A 16,039-nucleotide genomic window follows, 5' to 3' on the forward strand; every position below is an offset into this window, starting at 1 on the left:
CGGTGGAATTCGAGTTCTTAGTATCTTGAATATCCAGCCGTCGCTGCTATAGGATGAAATCAGGAGATGGCATTCCTCCTTTAACCGCCTTTGTGCTGATGATGCCTACGTGAACCCTGGACAGGGTGCGTAGGTGTGTCTCCCTGTCCTCCAATTTAGGACAGGATCATGACCTCTATTCTCATATCAGTTCCCTCTCGTAATCTGCGGTTATCAGCACCTCCTCGGCTCTACCGGCCCAGAGGAGACTTGCATCCATGCTGAAATCACTTCTAGTTATCGCCATCGGCGCATCGCTTGGTGCTTGGTTGCGCTGGATCTTGGGCATGAAGCTCAACGCCCTGTTCCCTACGATTCCCCCAGGTACTGTGGTCGCCAATATGGTCGGGGGCTACATCATTGGCCTCGCCATAGCGTTTTTGGCCGCATCCCCGTCCCTAAGCCCTGAGTGGCGCCTGCTGATCATCACGGGGTTCTGTGGGGGACTTACCACCTTTTCCACTTTTTCAGCCGAAACAGTCGCCCTGATTCAGGAAGGCAGACTGCTGTGGGCACTCGGCTCGATTTCATTGCACGTTGTGGGCTCGTTGGCGATGACGGCTGCCGGGCTTCTGTCCTATCAAATGATTGGCACGCGCTGAGGACATGAAGATGAAAGGTTTTCTGGTGATTTTCTTTACCCAACAGAACCGTCGCTATCAAGGAAAGATGCTCGGCGACTGGATCGTTGATTTAGCCAAAGAAATGGGCCTGCGTGGAGCGACCCTCTCCACAGGTATCGAAGGTTTTGGTCACACCGGTCGGCTGCATTCCTCGCATTTTTTTTTGCTGGCAGATCAGCCGACGGAGATTCGAATGGCTATCACAAAGGAGGAATCCGATAGGTTATCTTCCTCGTAACTCAGCAGCGAATCTCTCCCGCAAGACCTTGTTTTACGTCTCACTGTTCGAATGGATTAGGGGTGTATCTGCCGTAAAACTTTTTACGCTTTCTTTACGGTAGGTGTTTTTGTCCACAACGATACTGGCCGCGATTTTTTAGATTGTCCATGCGCCTCGCTTTTCCGATGGCCTTGGAAAAATGTATTGCCTAAGGATGGCGTGCAGTAACTCCCCGCCAATTGAGAGAAGCGCCCCTTGAGTGAGATAGCGACCGTTGCAAATGAAGACTCCCCATCCAAAACGTCGGGAGTGGGCTTGCTCGTCGCTGCTGTCGGTGTGGTTTACGGGGACATCGGCACCAGCCCGCTCTACACGCTAAAAGAAGTATTTTCCGGCCACTACGGCGTTCAGGTAAACCACGACGGCGTGCTGGGCATTCTGTCATTGATCTTTTGGTCACTGATCTGGGTAGTCTCGATCAAATACGTGCTGTTCATCCTGCGTGCCAACAACCAGGGCGAAGGCGGCATCATGGCATTGACGGCGTTAGCCCGCCGCGCAGCAGCACCTTATCCGCACATGAGCAAGGTACTGGTGCTGCTCGGCCTGTTCGGTGCCGCACTTTTTTACGGGGACAGCATGATCACCCCGGCTATTTCGGTGCTATCAGCAGTTGAGGGGTTACAGCTGGCGTTTGACGGAATAGAGCGCTGGGTGGTGCCCTTGGCAGTGATAGTGCTGGTGGCGCTGTTCCTGATACAGAAACATGGCACGGCTCGCATCGGTATCCTGTTTGGCCCGGTCATGGTGCTGTGGTTTGTGGTGTTGGGTGCGCTCGGGATCTACGGTATTTTGCAGCGGCCCGAAGTGTTGCAAGCGCTTAACCCTGCTTGGGCAGTGCAATTCTTTGTGGTTCATCCGGGAATGGGTGTGGCGATTTTGGGCGCCGTCGTGTTGGCCTTGACCGGTGCTGAAGCGCTGTATGCTGACATGGGCCACTTTGGTCGCAAACCGATTTCCCGTGCCTGGTTCATTCTGGTGTTGCCCGGGCTGGTACTCAATTATTTTGGCCAGGGCGCCCTAATCCTGGAGAGCCCGGAGGCGGTGCGCAATCCGTTCTATCTGCTCGCGCCGAGCTGGGCCCTGCTGCCGATGGTCGCGCTTTCCACACTGGCGACCATCATCGCTTCTCAAGCAGTAATCTCTGGTGCTTTCTCCCTGACGCGCCAGGCCATCCAGCTAGGTTACGTCCCTCGCATGTTTATCCAGCACACATCGAGTCAGGAGCAGGGGCAGATTTACATCGGCACGGTCAACTGGGCGTTGATGGTCGGTGTCGTGCTGCTGGTGATCGGTTTCGAGTCGTCCAGTGCCTTGGCCGCTGCCTATGGGGTCGCTGTGACGGGCACCATGTTGATCACCACCATTCTGTCTTCGGCGGTCGTCCTGCTCCTCTGGAAAACGCCGCGCTGGCTGGCCATCCCGATGCTGCTCGGCTTTCTGTTGGTAGATAGTCTGTATTTTGCGGCCAACGCGCCGAAGATTTTTCAGGGCGGTGCCTTCCCGGTGATTGCCGGCATTGGCCTGTTCATTTTGATGACGACCTGGAAGCGGGGACGGAAAATCATCGTTGAGCGGCTTGACGAGACCGCACTTCCTCTGCCGTTGTTTATCAGCAGCATTCGTTCGCAGCCTCCGCATCGAGTCCAAGGTACAGCGGTTTTTCTGACGGCCAGGGCCGATGCTGTTCCGCATGCGCTACTGCACAATCTGCTACATAACCAGGTTTTGCACGAGCAGGTGGTACTTCTAACCGTGGTGTCCGAAGACAGTCCTCGAGTGAGTGCTAACCGACGGTTTGAGGTTGAAGCCTATGGTGAAGGGTTCTTCCGGGTCAGTCTGCACTTTGGTTTTATGGAGGAACCCGATGTGCCCCAAGCGTTGAGTCTGTGTCACTTGAATGAGCTGGACTTCAGCCCGATGCGCACGACGTACTTCCTCAGTCGGGAGACGGTGATTCCAACCAAGCGCATCGGGATGGCACGCTGGCGAGAGAGCCTGTTCGCATTTCTTCTAAAGAACGCCAACAGCAACCTGAAATATTTCAGATTGCCGCTAAACAGGGTGATTGAACTGGGGACTCAGGTGGAGATGTAAACAAGATCAAGGCCGCCTCTGCGGCCTTTTTCCTTTGGCGTGCTCGTGGTTATCACTCTTGATGCGTTTATTCTTTCAATCGGTTGCCGATGGCGCGTAGCAGTTCTTAAGCTGGATCAATATTTGGCGATCTACGCTTCTGCTAATCTCGTGTCCATAGCGTTTCAAAGAGATGACCGCATGTCCTTCGTAGACAAGTTCGTTGCTGAGATACTGGCTCTTCAGGTTGCCCTGTATCACTCCCGTGCACGGTTGGAGGCGAGGACTGATAGCGAGGCTTTGCATGATCTCAGGATAGCTGTGAGGCGCATCAGGAGCTTACTGCGACCGATGCGCACCATGAGCGAGGTGGTGGCGCTGAACATCGCGGCAGCTGAGGTGGGAAGGATAACCACACCAACTCGCGATCTGGAGGTGATGATTCAGGAACTGGAGAGCAGGGGCTTTCTTGCCCAAGTTCAGCTCAGAAAAGCGCGCTTGGCATCTAACTACTCCAAGATTCTAAAAAGCCCACACCTCAACAACTTGTTCATTCAATTGGACGAGTGGCCTACTGTTTTTCGTTCAGTTGAAGTCAACGGCGGTTTGAAGCACGCCCAGCCTCAAATTGAAAAAGCGCTAAAAAAGCAGATCGACCGGCTGCATGCTGCTGTGGATGACGTTGGATTTGATCGACACGAGTTGAGAATCCTGGTCAAGCGCACGCGCTACCTCACGGAAGCGTTTCATAGCCTTTCACCGCTTTCGCGTAAAGCTGCGAGTTCTCTAAAAGCACTGCAATCGGCTTTAGGCTCCTGGCATGATCATTATCAATGGTGTCAAAAGGTGCTGATCGAATCAGACCTGCGCCCGCTGGAAAAGGTTTGGCAGAGCTGCGCAGCTACCGCGCTCGAAAAAGCTGAGATCCAGTTGAAAGACTTGGCAACACGGCTGCCAAAATCTTCGGGCAAAAAAAAGCTGCCTAAAGTGGCAGCAGAAGAATGAGCGCGTTTTGAATGGTCTGAGTATTGCGGGCCGAAAGTTACAAATCGATGATGGTTCTTTGTCCATCGATGCCTGCACCTTAAGACAGCTCAACCACAGGTCTGTTTATGCTGATAGGCAAAGGGTGGGCTGCATTTACACGAACTTCCAGCGTTTTTACGAAAGCTTCAGCTTCGGCATAGCTGCGAAATTTGACGCACCATGCATCCATCCACACAAGCCAACCTTCGGGCGTGTTCGCTTCTTCGATTCTGATCAGCATCACGAGAATCCTTTCATGAGGTAGCTCGGGTCAATGACGAGCCTAAACAAAAGAGCTCGTACCCTTTCGACGCCTAATTTTCGACTCTCAAGTGATCCAGAGAATTGGCTGGTAGGATTCATCTGATGGCTTTTCTCAGTGCCTCAATGCCCTTTCTGACGGATTCGGCATTCAAGTCGAGCGTGGCGATAGCGCCAAGGGCGTTGCTGGAAACGCCAGTAGATCCCCTTTGATCTATCCACATTGCTATCGACTCAATGGCATCGGCCAGCGCGAGTTGGTTTTCGTGGAGGGTTTCGAGTATGTCCGGTAGTTGGGGAGGGGATGACATGGCGACATTTCCTCAGAATGAACTGAAAGACTAGCAGCGTCAGAGAGGACGTGCAGAATCATCAAAGCTATCCCGTTATGTTGTACAACCGACAGTAATCAGCCCATGACACATTGACCATTTCGGCTATCTCCTTGTGCGCGGCAAGAATACGTTGGTGCGCCTGTTCTTCGGAGGTCGCAATCAATTGCAGTGTCAACTCCCAAGAGCCTACACCCAGTCTCTCGGCTTCATTCTCGTATGCCTGCTCAATCAGCTCCTGCTGTTCATTGGTACTCAGCATGCGGATGCGTTTCTTGAAGGTCGGGTTGTTGGTCAAGAAGCGAGCGCGTGCGTCCTGGGATTCTTTCGGAGTCAGCAAGCAGTCTCCCTGTCGCGATTCAACGACCCGAATTTTGGCCTTCGAAAGCGATGAGTTTTCTGGTGTAGCTGTTTATTGTCTGCTCCTATGTAGAGGCGTTGAGCAGCAGCCACTTGCCCAGCGCTGTAATACCACCAAGGATACTCATGCTCGGCTTGCGAAGGCGGGGCGCTCGTTGTAGGGCACCCCTGTTCGACCTGACTTAGTAGACCTGAGGCACGATGAGTTCCGATGGCGTCGGGTTGCGGGAGTAGTCCTCCTGCCGCACGCGCTGAGGCAGTTCAATCATGGTTAGCTCCACTTCTTCGTAGGGCATCTGCCCGAGCAGATGATGGATGCAGTTGAGGCGGGCTTTTTTCTTGTCGTCGGCTTGCACCACCCACCATGGTGCTTCGGCGATGTGGGTGCGTTCGAGCATGATTTCCTTGGCCTTGGTGTAGGCCTCCCAGCGCCGACGGGATTCCAGATCCATGGGGCTGAGTTTCCACTGCTTAAGCGGGTCATGGATGCGGCTGAGAAAGCGCAGGTGCTGTTCCTGGTCGGAAATGGAAAACCAGTATTTAATCAACTGAATGCCGGAGCGAGCGAGCATCCGCTCAAACTCTGGCACCGTGCGGAAAAACTCTTCGTACTGATCGTCATTGCAAAACCCCATGACCTTTTCGACCCCGGCGCGGTTGTACCAACTACGGTCGAAGAGCACTATTTCACCAGCTGCCGGCAGGTGCGAGACGTAGCGCTGGAAGTACCATTGGGTACGTTCGCGGTCATTGGGTGCAGGCAGTGCGGCGACACGACAGACCCGAGGATTGAGTCGTTGGGTAATGCGCTTGATAACACCACCTTTGCCGGCTGCATCACGTCCTTCGAACAGAATCACTACTTTGTGACCAGTCTTGACCACCCAGCTTTGCAGCTTCACCAGTTCGCCTTGCAGGCGGAACAGTTCGCTGAAGTAGAGTCGTCGGGCTTCCTTCTCACTTCCGTCCTTGGCGTGTTCATCGAATAGCGCATTCAGGTCATGCCCGTCTTCGGATAATTCCAGTTCCAGCTCTTCGTCACTGTGATCGAGCAGCTCGCGGTGGATGCGCTGTATCAGGGTGTCTTCGATTGAGGGCATGGGACAAACTCGTGTCGGGAAGGGCCTGGCAAAGTGTTAGTCGTAACTTGTTACGAATTAATTACATCAACTTGTGATTTGGGGCAACCAGATAAGGAGTGTGGCCACCAGCGCCATGTGATAGCTGCCTAGATAGACAAGTGATGTCAGCGACATTTTTATGCCATTCGATTTTCATAAAAACGTCACAAAATTGTTGCAGAGTTTGGGAGCCCGATATCACAAGGAGTTCCTTCGATGAAAAGTTTCATGAAGTCTGCTGCGCTCGCCATTACGGTTTCTCTTTGTGCCACCTCAGTGTCCTTTGCTGCGGAAAGCGTTCGCCTGACGGGTTCCGGCGCCAGTTTTCCGGCTCCGATTTATCTCACCTGGTTCAAGGATTTCAGCAAGAAAAGCGCTGGCGTCACTGTGGATTACCAATCCAAGGGCAGCGGTGCGGGTGTACAGGACTTTTTGAACAAAACCGTTGATTTCGCGGCCAGTGACTCGGCGATGAAAGACGAGGACATCGCCAAGGTGGCCGAGGGCGCGCAATTGCTGCCGATGACTGCTGGTGAAATCGTGCTGGCGTATAACCTGCCGGGTAGTCCCAAAGGGCTCAAATTGCCACGCGATGTTTATTCCAACATCTTCCTCGGCAAGATCACTCGATGGAATGATCCGCAGCTCGTCGCGGCCAATCCCGAGCTGAAACTGCCGGATATGCCAATCACCGTTGTCGTGCGTGCAGACTCCAGCGGTACTACCGCAGTGTTCACCAAACACATGGCAGCGATTAATACAGAGTTCAATAAGGCGTTAGGTGAAGGCAACACCGTCAACTGGCCGGCCAGCGACAAATTCATCAAATCGCCCAAGAACGATGGTGTGACGGCTACCGTACGCCAGACCCCGGGCGCCATTGGGTACATCGAATACGGCTTCGCCAAACTGGCCAAGGTCGACTTTGCCCAGTTACAAAACAAGGCCGGTCAGTACGTTGTGCCAAACGCGGAGAGCGGTGCCGAGGCTCTCGCTGCTGTGAAGATGCCAGAGAGCCTGGTGGCTTGGCTGCCTGATCCGGACGGTGCCAAGTCGTACCCGATCACTTCCTATACCTGGATGATCTTCCGCAAGCAAAACGAGAACCCGGCCAAGGCCAAAGCCATGCGTGAGATGGTCGAATACAGTCTGACAGAGGGTCAGAAAATTGCCGATTCGATGGGTTACATTCCCCTGCCGCAATCGGTTATCGATCAAGTTCGCAAGGCTTCCGCCAACATTCAGTGACGCTTGCGAGGCCTCTTTCGGCGTGTGCTTGTAGCCTCGCCGAAGAGATTTCCCCTACGCTCCGGAATAGCCCATGAACAAGCCATTTGTCGTACCGGTTAATCCGGATTCTGCCTGCCGCCCCCCATCTGCGAAAGATTTTCTGGTGGATCGCACCTTCCGCGCGCTTGCGCGCATAGGTGTAGTTCTCGTTCTGGCGCTGGTATTCGCCTTGGTATTTGAGGTAGGGCGCAAGGCACTACCGGGCATGGAGAAACACGGTCTGGACGTCCTTTTTGGGACTGTGTGGGACGTGAACCAAGGCAAGTACGGCATTCTGCCGGCCATCTGGGGCACGCTCTACAGCGCCTTCATCGCCTTGGTGATCGCGGGCTTTTTCGGCGTCAGCATGGCGATTTTCCTGACCCAGGATTTCCTGCCCGCGAAACTTGCAGCCGTTTTTCGCACCATTGTCGAATTGCTCGCGGCCATTCCCAGCGTCGTTTATGGGCTGTGGGGAATCTACGTGGTGATCCCGGCCATTCGCCCCCTCACGGATTGGCTAAATAGCGAACTTGGCTGGATACCCTTTTTCGGCACGACCTTGAGCGGGCCGGGACTGTTACCTGCCGCATTGGTACTTGCCATCATGATCCTGCCAACTATTGCTGCCGTTTCACAGGATGCTCTCACTGGCGTTCCGATGAAAACCAAGCAGGCGGCCTATGGGATGGGTACAACCCATTGGGAAGCGATTCTCAAAGTAATGGTGCCCTCCGCTGCGACCGGCATTTTTGGCTCGTTGGTGCTGGGTCTGGGCCGGGCCCTGGGTGAAACGATGGCCCTGGCTATGTTGGTAGGCAACTCGAACAATATTTCTCTTTCTCTGTTTGCACCAGCCAATACGCTGGCGGCGTTGTTGGCGTTGAATTTTCCCGAAGCGGGGCCGACCGAGATCGAGGTTTTGATGTATGCCGCACTGGTGCTGATGTTGATCACCCTCATAGTGAACGTCATCGGATCCATGATAATGGTCTATGCCCAGCGTGGTACTAAATGATGAGAGACCTCACTTCTCCTACAGCCGCTTTGCCAAGTCTGCAGCGCAAGTTTGAAGGCCGCGCCTTGCGCAGCCTGGTGTTGACCACGCTGGTCTGGGGCGGTGCTCTGCTGGCCAGTGTGCCGCTGATTTCCGTGCTCTACATGCTCATCACGCGAGGCGGTGCTCGCCTCAGCCTGGAGGTATTCACCGAACTACCGCCGACAGGATTCGAGACGGGCGGCGGCTTCGGCAACGCAATGGCCGGCACCTTTGTCATGGTCGGTATCGCAGCCGCCATCGCGGTTCCCGTTGGCATCATGGCTGCGATATTTCTGGCGGAGCTGGGCCCGGACAGCAAGCTGGCTAACGCCGCGCGCTTTGCCGCCAAGATGCTTACGGGGCTGCCTTCGATTTTGGCCGGGGTTTTTGCCTACGCGCTGGTGGTGATGACCACCGGTACCTACTCGGCACCTGCAGGTGGCGTGGCACTGGCGGTACTGATGCTACCCATCGTGGTGCTGACCGCTGAAGAGTCGATGCGGATGGTGCCAAAAATCATGAAGGATGCCGCCTATGGCATGGGCTGCACCCGCTCACAGGTGATCTGGAAAATCGTATTACCAACGGGGCTGCCGGCGATCCTAACCGGCGTCATGCTGGCCGTGGCTCGCGCAGCGGGCGAGACGGCGCCGTTGTTGTTTACTGCGCTGTTCAGCAACTACTGGATCTACCACGACGGCAGTCTGGCGGTGATGAATCCGACCGCATCGCTTGCCGTACTGATTTACAACTTCTCTGGTATGCCGTTCGACAATCAGCTTGAACTCGCATGGGCGGCCTCGCTGGTGCTGGTGATGATCGTGCTGGTCGTGAATGTTGTCAGCCGTATTTTCGGCAAGCCAAAGTTTTGAGAATGGGAGCATCTGAACTGTGAATGTATTATCCGTGCAAAAAGCTGCCCCGTTTGAAATCCAGGCACCATTGGTCATGGACTGCAAGCTGGACAAGATTTTTTATGGCAACTTCATGGCCGTGCGCGACAGCCATGTACCGATCGAAAAAAACAAGATTACCGGATTCATCGGGCCTTCCGGCTGCGGCAAGAGCACTGTGCTGCGCAGCCTAAATCGGATGAATGATCTGGTAAAAGGCTTTCGTTTCGAGGGCCATGTGCAGTTCCTCGGGCAAGACGTCTATGGCAAGGGCGTTGATCCAGTGGTGGTGCGCCGCTACATCGGGATGGTATTTCAACAACCGAACCCGTTCTCGATGAGCATTTTCGAAAACGTTGCTTTTGGCTTGCGCCTCAATCGTTACCAGGGTGATCTGGGTGACCGCGTAAAGCACGCCCTGCAGGGCGCGGCGCTTTGGGATGAGGTCAAGGACAAGCTCAAGGTCAGCGGTCTGTCCCTTTCGGGAGGCCAGCAGCAACGGCTTTGTATCGCCCGCGCTATCGCGACCGAACCTGAAGTGCTGTTGCTGGATGAGCCCTGCTCGGCACTCGACCCGATTGCCACCCGCCGGGTCGAAGAACTGATGGTCGAGTTGAAGAAGGATTACACCATTGCTCTGGTAACTCACAATATGCAGCAGGCGATCCGTGTTGCTGACACGACAGCTTTTTTCTCGGTTGATATTTCGCAGGGAACGCGCACAGGCTATCTGGTTGAGATGGGCCCGACTTCCCAGATTTTCGACAGTCCGCGCGAGCAATTGACGAGCGATTACATCAGCGGCAAGTTTAGCTAACCGACGCTCAACCAATGCCGCACGCCGCCAATGGCCAAATCGCCTTGGCGTTCATCCGGTCGTTTTACTTTCTCACACATGATTTCTTCGAGATTGCCCATGCCTGTAAAGCGTCGTCTTGATTTGCCAGCGATTGAGCGTGCGCTACGTGAAGTGCAGGGTCGCTTCGCTGAACTCAGCAGGCACTTTACCGAGCCGCGTGATCCCTTGACTGACGAAGTGCTGTGCAATGTACTTGATGGCTATGCACTGATTGACGACTACGTTGCACGTGGCGTCGACCTGTTTGATCTTCAGCACCTGAACCTGATGCTGGAGATCAATGCCACGGTTCTCTGTGGCCGAGATCCGGCGCGCCGACTGGAATTCGCTCAACACCTTGCGGCTACCGAGGAACACTTCTTCAACAACGTTGAGGGCGGCATCAAGGACTTGTTCAATTGGTATTGCGCGTATCGCAGCGAATCTGTCTGGAAGCGTGCCGCCGGTGTCTATGTTCGCATCCTCAGCAAGCCGCAATTGTTCATTGAAGGTAATAACCGCAGCGGGTCGCTCATTGTCAGCTATTTGCTCATGCGCGCAGGTTTGCCGCCGTTCGTGCTGTCGCTGGAAAACGCCGAGGGCTACTTCAACCCGTCATCGGTCATACGCAACTCTGCCAAGCATGGGGTGAAGGCGTTATACGAATTGCCCAAGATCAAGAAAAAATATGCAGCCTTCCTGGAAGAGCAGTCCCCGGATCCGATGGAGTTTTTCCTGAGTGACACACAGCTTTCCGTTTATCAGGGAGGCCATTAATGCGCTGGTATTCAACGTTTGAAAAATGCCGAACTTCCAGCAATCACGTGTTGCAGGCAATCCAGTGTGCAATCCCCATGCACCTGTTCAGGCGTCAGCGTCTACGCATTTCGTTCGATATAGATGACACGTTGGCCTGTCAACTCCATCACTGCGCAGTCGAGCAAAGCAGGCTGCCGGCATTTGTTCATCGTTGGCTGGGCGAGCCATTGCGTATTGGAACACGCTCCCTGACCCGAGAGTTACGTCGCCAGGGATGCAGCATCTGGGTCTACACGTCGTCCGGTCGGACACCTTCCTACATCAGGCGCTGGCTATTACTGTACGGTATCCGTGTTGACGGTGTAGTCAACAGTGTTCTGCATAGCCGTGCCCTGACGGTACATGGGCTTTCGAACGCCCCCTCGAAATTCCCGCCAGCATTTGATATCGACTTGCATGTCGATGATTCCGAGGGCGTGCAAATTGAGGGCTATGATCACGGTTTTCGCGTCGTTGTAGTACGTCCGGATGATGAGAACTGGGCGAAGAGAGTCTTGGATGCAGCAGCTGAAGTCCAGGCACAGCTAGCTTGGCAGCAACCGCTCAGACACAAAAAACCATCGCAACAACGCACAGAAGTTTTTTCCTCCTGATGTCGATACGTCTGAATTTTTTGGATCATTCGCAGCGGCATCTGGCGTCTCAGGGGGCACCGCTAGCAAAATTGAACATCCATGCGGTACGTCATCGATATGTGCCACTGACGAGGGCCAGGCGCACCGCCGAAGCGATACGCGAATTCCTGTGCCAGCAGCACAGGGATAGGGCCCGCACCGATGATCGCCAACGGCATGTTCAAGCCACGCCCACCGGAAGCTAGGGCGTAAAGCCCTAGCGGATAGCAGATGTCACTTTTTCTTTTTCTCCGGCTTTTCTGCCTTCTCTGATTTCTTAGCCTTTTCTAGCTTGCTATCAGCTTTTTTTGCAGATTTCTTCGGTTCGGCATCTTTTTTCTTGTCTTTCTTTTCGGAAGATTTCGAAAGAGCCGAGGCAGCAGCTGATTTCTTTGCCGGTGATGACTTTTTGTCTTTTAATTCCTTGCTGGCTTTGGAAGCTTCACCTTTGCTTTTCTTCTCGTCTTTAGCCACGTTGCCCACCTCTCGGAGTATGCCGCTATTGGCAAATTGCCTGTGGGATTACCCACAAGCTGATCATTAGGCGAGCGCGTCTAAAAGCGGTTCAAATTATTTTGAAGCGTCGAGATAGGCTTTGAGTGATGGGCTTCCACCGCAATCTGGTGTAAGAGCTCATTAAGGAAGGGTTGCCGATTCCCCCGGTGCATCTCGGCAACTCGGTTAAGATGTGTGAATCCCATGAGCGGTGCCTACCCTTGATTCATCTCGACAGGCATCACAAGCTGACAGGCCAGTTCGTTGAGCTCTTGAATGTGTTGGAGGAAGCAAACTGAATCAGCGCTGCTCAATCTGACCTGTCTACCACCACCGCAATGCCCACCGATGACGCGGGCATTGAAAGATTTGGAAATAGTACATTCCATCGACTTGAAGCCGGGTAATCACAAACGCTGCTTAACTCAGATTGTCGTTTTCTCAGATCACTATTCGAGCGGAGGAGAAAGGAATGACTGGCAAAATGCGGGTGCTGTTTGTCTGCGCCAAGAATGATGTCCGTTCCGTGTGGGCAGAAGCGCTGCTTCGCCACACTGACTCCTCAAACTTCGAAGCTTTTAGTGCTGGCCTTGAGCCTGGTGAAGTTGACCCTAGAACCTTGGAGTCTCTCGAGCACATAGGCATAGAGACCAATGACCTGCGCAGCAAATCAATAGGTGAATTTGAGGGGCAGGAGTTCCATTACGTGATCACACTGTGTGACAAGTCTTCCGAGGAGGCAGCACGGATGCCGACCTCCGGCGAGGTCATCGTGTGGAGTTTTGAAGACCCGACGACCAGTGAGCGACATGAACCTTTTCGCCATGCGCTTCAGGAGATTCACGACCGGATTAAGATGTTTGTCACGGTAAAGACTAGGCAGTGAAGATATGAGCGCTCAGCAAATTTCTCTGCAATAAGGATGAGCTGATTCGACTTCCATTTATGCATGCAACGTAATGTCTCGTGCCAACGAGCCTCAAACCCCGTAGCGTTTATTTCCGCCAGAAGTGATGCAGTAACGACCGCCTCTTGGGCCGATGCAGACACTGCCTGAAGAGCAGGAGCATGAGGAACCGTAGGCGGGCGTTTGCTTGCGAGTTGCCTGTGCTGTTGGTTCCACTGGCGATTTTCGATCAGAGGCGACGTAGCAGTTCGATCCGCTGCAAAGGCTTTTGGATGAAAGTCTTTTTTCCGGCTGACCGTCGATGCTGATTCGCACCCAATCATTATTCTTTTCGAAGACTTGAACCTCGTTACGATGAGTCAACGGCGACTCGATTGAACGCTTTAGCCCGAAAGATCAGCGATGAGTATTCGGGGCGGGTGGGGAATATCTTTGAGGTGAGTGGCGATCACCTTGAGATCGAAGCGCGATTGAAAGAAATCGATGGGATTGGCCTGAAGACTGTTAAAATTTTCATGCGTTAAGTAAGCAGGTTGCTAGCCTAATCGTGCGTGCTCACCTCATGAGTTTGTACGCCCTCGGAGGTGCGTTTTGTAAATTCGGATAATCATCGAGCGCAAGTCTGAGCACGTCTCTATCTTCAGGTTCGAGCTTCGGCTTGTGAATCACTCCAACTTCAGCGTCAAGTGGCTACCGCCTCATAGCTATCCGCTGAAGAGTCTAAGTAGCTGGGAGCGACTCACTCAGCACGTTACCCCAAGCCCCCTTATCTGACGCTCTCCTTCTGATTATTTTTGTCTCTATTTTCGCCGCATAGCGCCTTGCAATCAGCGACTGACAGTTCCCTGTGTCAAAAAGTCCGGCGGCATGAAATAAGGTTAAGTGTCTAAGCTATAACCGTTTTTGACCTCGTCGTGGTATTTCGAAGGCTAAAAATGGAGCATTTATCAGCTAGAAAGAAGCAATTCAAGAATAAACTGCTACAATCAAAACGGCCCAGCCGAGTCATTATAAGTCCTTCCTAAGTTTATTTAATGTTTATTGCGATGCTCAGGAATTAATTGGAATAGCCACCATAAAAATAGTATTAATTTTTTGGAGTGCGACGTGACAATTTTTCCGAACTCATTGACTTCGTCCAATGGTTGCCAAGGTTGCAAAAGCACTCTTGAACTGGATTTAGATTTTACTTTCGCTTTTCAACCAATCGTGAACGTTCGCGATCAAACAATTTTCGCACATGAGGCGTTGGTGAGAGGCATTAATGGAGAGGGGGCGTTGTCAGTGCTGGAAAAAGTAAAAGATCCAAACCGTTATCGATTCGATCAGCTTTGCCGCATGCGTGCTATTTCCACTGCTTCGCAACTTGGAATGACTCAACACCTATCAATTAATTTTCTACCCAACGCGGTTTACCGTCCAGAATTGTGCATTAGAAGCACGTTGGAAGCCGCACGTAATCACGACTTCCCGCTCGATCGGCTGATTTTCGAGACAGTCGAAAGCGAATACATTGAAAATAATCACCATCTGACTAACATTCTACGTGTATATCGGGATTTCGGTTTGAAAATAGCAATTGATGACTTTGGATCTGGTTATTCGGGACTGACCCTGTTGGCAGATTTCCAACCTGATCTTATAAAGCTCGATATAGCTTTAGTGCGTAATATCCATCGTGATCGCTCCCGTCAGGCTATCGTCCGTGGTGTTGTCATAATATGTGCGGAAATGGGTATTGAAATCATTGCAGAAGGAATCGAACATGCTGAGGAACGGGATTTTCTTACCGACTGCGGGGTTTATCTGATGCAGGGGTATTGGTTCGCCAAGCCTGCATTTGAAGCAATGGCTCTGGTCACTGCCAAATCTTGGCATAAAGCATAGATTGCCTCAAATGCGCCGTGGCCAAGGCGCTAAAAATAAAGCTCTTTGTATCTGAGTATCAATACAAAAAACTCCATAAGGGATCGATAGCTTCCAGGATGACAGATTAAGGGGATACTAAAAATACAATTAGTGGACGGCATAATAAAAAATGAGTAGATATGCTTGATTTGATACTAGGCTCTTTCTGCAACGTTCCGAAGGTAAGCGTTTGACATGCGAGACATTGGAGTAGAGGGTAAGGTTAAATTGGAAGATAGCCATCCGTTCTTCATAGTTTAATGCTAAAAGGGGAGAGGGGTTTATTGCTATATGGCAGGGTGAATACAGTCCGACTGGGGCGTTTAAAAATTAATATTGTACTTTGCGAGTGAGTAGGGAAATGAATCTTACGTTCGAAGAAGCATCGATTCAAGCATTGTTGGGCGCACTCGATCAACTGGATGCTCTGAACTTCGGGGTAATTGGCTTTAGCGACGCGTCAGAAGTGGTGGTTTACAATACTTTTGAAGCTACAAGTGCGGCCTTGCGACAGGCGCGTGTTTTAGGTAAGAATCTATTTTTGGAGATTGCTCCCTGCTTGAATAACGCAATGGTCGCTCAAAGATTTGAGAATGAACCTGAGTTGGACGTGATTATTTCTTACGTTCTAGCACTTAGAATGAGGCCCGTCCCAGTAAGATTAAGACTGCTTAAAAAGATTGATAATAACACCCGCTTCCTACTGGTTGAGTGGGCGTAAAAATGAGTAGCATAGAGCTGACCAATGACTCAATCGAGTCAGAGTACGAAGCATTAATATCATTCATGTATCTATCGCCAGTAGGGCTGGTAAGAACCGACCCCGGCGGAAAAATTGATATGCTTAATCCCATGGCAACACAATTGTTGATGCCATTGGTTAAGTCTATTGGCCTTGAAAATCTGTTTGAAACACTTGCTTCCGTTGCGCCTGAGCTACGTAACTTAGTGACAAGTTTTAGAGAGCCATGCGGATCAATATGTGTAAATCATAGAATCCACGTGTCGTCCGCAGCTGACGGAGGTATTGTTCTCGCATGTACAATTGTAAAGGTCAATGACGAGGTTCTAATAACAGTTCTAACTGATATTTCTTGCCAAGTTGCAACTGAAGGAGGCTAAGGCAGACAGACTCATGG

17 protein-coding genes, 2 pseudogenes and 1 riboswitch are annotated in these 16,039 nt (G+C 52.2%); of the genes and pseudogenes, 14 read left to right on the forward strand and 5 right to left on the reverse strand.

Annotated elements, in window-relative coordinates; all coding sequences use genetic code 11:
* Positions 1-53: 53 nt before the first annotated feature.
* A riboswitch (Fluoride riboswitch) is annotated at positions 54-115 on the forward strand.
* Between the two features lie 142 nt (positions 116-257).
* The 4 genes and pseudogenes from crcB to ACA055_RS14695 all read left to right on the forward strand — a co-directional run bounded on the left by crcB (position 258) and on the right by ACA055_RS14695 (position 4,023).
* Positions 258-641, forward strand: coding sequence for a fluoride efflux transporter CrcB (gene crcB / locus ACA055_RS14680; protein WP_497684288.1), 384 nt, complete (start codon positions 258-260; stop codon positions 639-641).
* 10 nt (positions 642-651) lie between these two features.
* Positions 652-888: pseudogene (locus tag ACA055_RS14685) on the forward strand (DUF190 domain-containing protein); the annotation flags it as partial.
* A gap of 249 nt (positions 889-1,137) precedes the next feature.
* Positions 1,138-3,039, forward strand: a complete 1,902-nt coding sequence (locus ACA055_RS14690; protein ID WP_497684289.1) for a potassium transporter Kup — start codon at positions 1,138-1,140, stop codon at positions 3,037-3,039.
* Positions 3,040-3,219: 180 nt separating this feature from the next.
* A complete protein-coding gene (locus tag ACA055_RS14695) occupies positions 3,220-4,023 on the forward strand; it encodes a CHAD domain-containing protein (RefSeq protein ID WP_497684290.1) in 804 nt (267 codons plus the stop codon).
* Positions 4,024-4,102: 79 nt separating this feature from the next.
* Here the strand turns inward: ACA055_RS14695 and ACA055_RS14700 are convergent, their stop codons facing one another.
* The 4 genes from ACA055_RS14700 to ppk2 all read right to left on the reverse strand — a co-directional run bounded on the left by ACA055_RS14700 (position 4,103) and on the right by ppk2 (position 6,097).
* On the reverse strand, positions 4,103-4,285 hold the full coding sequence (locus ACA055_RS14700; RefSeq protein WP_497628448.1) for a hypothetical protein: 183 nt from the start codon (positions 4,283-4,285) through the stop codon (positions 4,103-4,105).
* Positions 4,286-4,403: 118 nt separating this feature from the next.
* Positions 4,404-4,616: a hypothetical protein gene (locus ACA055_RS14705; protein WP_497628449.1), complete on the reverse strand. Its 213-nt coding sequence runs from the start codon at positions 4,614-4,616 to the stop codon at positions 4,404-4,406.
* 67 nt (positions 4,617-4,683) lie between these two features.
* Positions 4,684-4,977, reverse strand: coding sequence for a DUF6388 family protein (locus ACA055_RS14710; RefSeq protein ID WP_497684291.1), 294 nt, complete (start codon positions 4,975-4,977; stop codon positions 4,684-4,686).
* A gap of 202 nt (positions 4,978-5,179) precedes the next feature.
* Positions 5,180-6,097 (reverse strand): polyphosphate kinase 2, encoded by a 918-nt coding sequence (gene ppk2 / locus ACA055_RS14715; protein WP_497684292.1) that lies wholly within the window; start codon positions 6,095-6,097, stop codon positions 5,180-5,182.
* A 237-nt stretch (positions 6,098-6,334) separates the two neighbouring features.
* Here ppk2 and pstS point away from each other — a divergent pair, with 237 nt between their 5' ends.
* The 6 genes from pstS to ACA055_RS14745 all read left to right on the forward strand — a co-directional run bounded on the left by pstS (position 6,335) and on the right by ACA055_RS14745 (position 11,569).
* Positions 6,335-7,366, forward strand: coding sequence for a phosphate ABC transporter substrate-binding protein PstS (pstS, locus tag ACA055_RS14720; protein ID WP_497684293.1), 1,032 nt, complete (start codon positions 6,335-6,337; stop codon positions 7,364-7,366).
* Positions 7,367-7,439: 73 nt separating this feature from the next.
* The gene (gene pstC / locus ACA055_RS14725; RefSeq protein ID WP_497684294.1) at positions 7,440-8,405 is read left to right on the forward strand and encodes a phosphate ABC transporter permease subunit PstC; all 966 of its coding nucleotides are present in this window, start codon (positions 7,440-7,442) and stop codon (positions 8,403-8,405) included.
* Complete coding sequence (gene pstA / locus ACA055_RS14730; protein ID WP_497340281.1) at positions 8,405-9,298, forward strand: phosphate ABC transporter permease PstA; 894 nt, start codon at positions 8,405-8,407, stop codon at positions 9,296-9,298. The genes pstC and pstA overlap by 1 nt, the downstream gene beginning before the upstream one ends.
* A 76-nt stretch (positions 9,299-9,374) precedes the next feature.
* A complete protein-coding gene (gene pstB, locus ACA055_RS14735; RefSeq protein WP_497684420.1) occupies positions 9,375-10,136 on the forward strand; it encodes a phosphate ABC transporter ATP-binding protein PstB in 762 nt (253 codons plus the stop codon).
* Between the two features lie 99 nt (positions 10,137-10,235).
* On the forward strand, positions 10,236-10,934 hold the full coding sequence (locus tag ACA055_RS14740; RefSeq protein ID WP_497684421.1) for a hypothetical protein: 699 nt from the start codon (positions 10,236-10,238) through the stop codon (positions 10,932-10,934).
* Positions 10,934-11,569 carry a hypothetical protein gene (locus ACA055_RS14745; RefSeq protein WP_497684295.1) on the forward strand — a complete coding sequence of 212 codons (636 nt, stop codon included), beginning with the start codon at positions 10,934-10,936 and terminating at the stop codon, positions 11,567-11,569. Before ACA055_RS14740 ends, ACA055_RS14745 begins: the two co-directional genes overlap by 1 nt.
* A 255-nt stretch (positions 11,570-11,824) precedes the next feature.
* Here the strand turns inward: ACA055_RS14745 and ACA055_RS14750 are convergent, their stop codons facing one another.
* Positions 11,825-12,073, reverse strand: a complete 249-nt coding sequence (locus tag ACA055_RS14750; protein WP_497684296.1) for a hypothetical protein — start codon at positions 12,071-12,073, stop codon at positions 11,825-11,827.
* A gap of 146 nt (positions 12,074-12,219) precedes the next feature.
* On the opposite strand from ACA055_RS14750, the pseudogene ACA055_RS14755 reads away from it, so the two are divergent.
* The 4 genes and pseudogenes from ACA055_RS14755 to ACA055_RS14770 all read left to right on the forward strand — a co-directional run.
* Positions 12,220-12,384, forward strand: a pseudogene (locus ACA055_RS14755) (ParA family protein); the annotation flags it as partial.
* A gap of 173 nt (positions 12,385-12,557) precedes the next feature.
* Positions 12,558-12,971 (forward strand): arsenate reductase ArsC, encoded by a 414-nt coding sequence (locus tag ACA055_RS14760; RefSeq protein WP_497340277.1) that lies wholly within the window; start codon positions 12,558-12,560, stop codon positions 12,969-12,971.
* 1,128 nt (positions 12,972-14,099) lie between these two features.
* Positions 14,100-14,879: a S6 modification regulatory phosphodiesterase RimA gene (gene rimA / locus ACA055_RS14765; protein WP_497684297.1), complete on the forward strand. Its 780-nt coding sequence runs from the start codon at positions 14,100-14,102 to the stop codon at positions 14,877-14,879.
* A 382-nt stretch (positions 14,880-15,261) separates the two neighbouring features.
* Entirely contained in the window at positions 15,262-15,621 is a 360-nt protein-coding gene (locus ACA055_RS14770) for a hypothetical protein (protein ID WP_497684298.1), read from the forward strand.
* Positions 15,622-16,039 lie beyond the last annotated feature (418 nt).

The sequence above is a fragment of the Pseudomonas sp. LBUM1657 genome (assembly GCF_059716075.1).

Coding starts and splice junctions, on each gene's coding strand:
- ACA055_RS14745 (WP_497684295.1), top strand. CDS start 10,934: ATGCGCTGGTATTCAACGTTTGAAAAATGCCGAACTTCCAGCAATCAC.
- pstS (WP_497684293.1), top strand. CDS start 6,335: ATGAAAAGTTTCATGAAGTCTGCTGCGCTCGCCATTACGGTTTCTCTT.
- ACA055_RS14705 (WP_497628449.1), bottom strand. CDS start 4,616: ATGTCATCCCCTCCCCAACTACCGGACATACTCGAAACCCTCCACGAA.
- ppk2 (WP_497684292.1), bottom strand. CDS start 6,097: ATGCCCTCAATCGAAGACACCCTGATACAGCGCATCCACCGCGAGCTG.
- ACA055_RS14740 (WP_497684421.1), top strand. CDS start 10,236: ATGCCTGTAAAGCGTCGTCTTGATTTGCCAGCGATTGAGCGTGCGCTA.
- ACA055_RS14700 (WP_497628448.1), bottom strand. CDS start 4,285: ATGCTGATCAGAATCGAAGAAGCGAACACGCCCGAAGGTTGGCTTGTG.
- ACA055_RS14760 (WP_497340277.1), top strand. CDS start 12,558: ATGACTGGCAAAATGCGGGTGCTGTTTGTCTGCGCCAAGAATGATGTC.
- pstA (WP_497340281.1), top strand. CDS start 8,405: ATGAGAGACCTCACTTCTCCTACAGCCGCTTTGCCAAGTCTGCAGCGC.
- ACA055_RS14695 (WP_497684290.1), top strand. CDS start 3,220: ATGTCCTTCGTAGACAAGTTCGTTGCTGAGATACTGGCTCTTCAGGTT.
- pstB (WP_497684420.1), top strand. CDS start 9,375: ATGGACTGCAAGCTGGACAAGATTTTTTATGGCAACTTCATGGCCGTG.
- pstC (WP_497684294.1), top strand. CDS start 7,440: ATGAACAAGCCATTTGTCGTACCGGTTAATCCGGATTCTGCCTGCCGC.
- crcB (WP_497684288.1), top strand. CDS start 258: ATGCTGAAATCACTTCTAGTTATCGCCATCGGCGCATCGCTTGGTGCT.
- ACA055_RS14770 (WP_497684298.1), top strand. CDS start 15,262: ATGAATCTTACGTTCGAAGAAGCATCGATTCAAGCATTGTTGGGCGCA.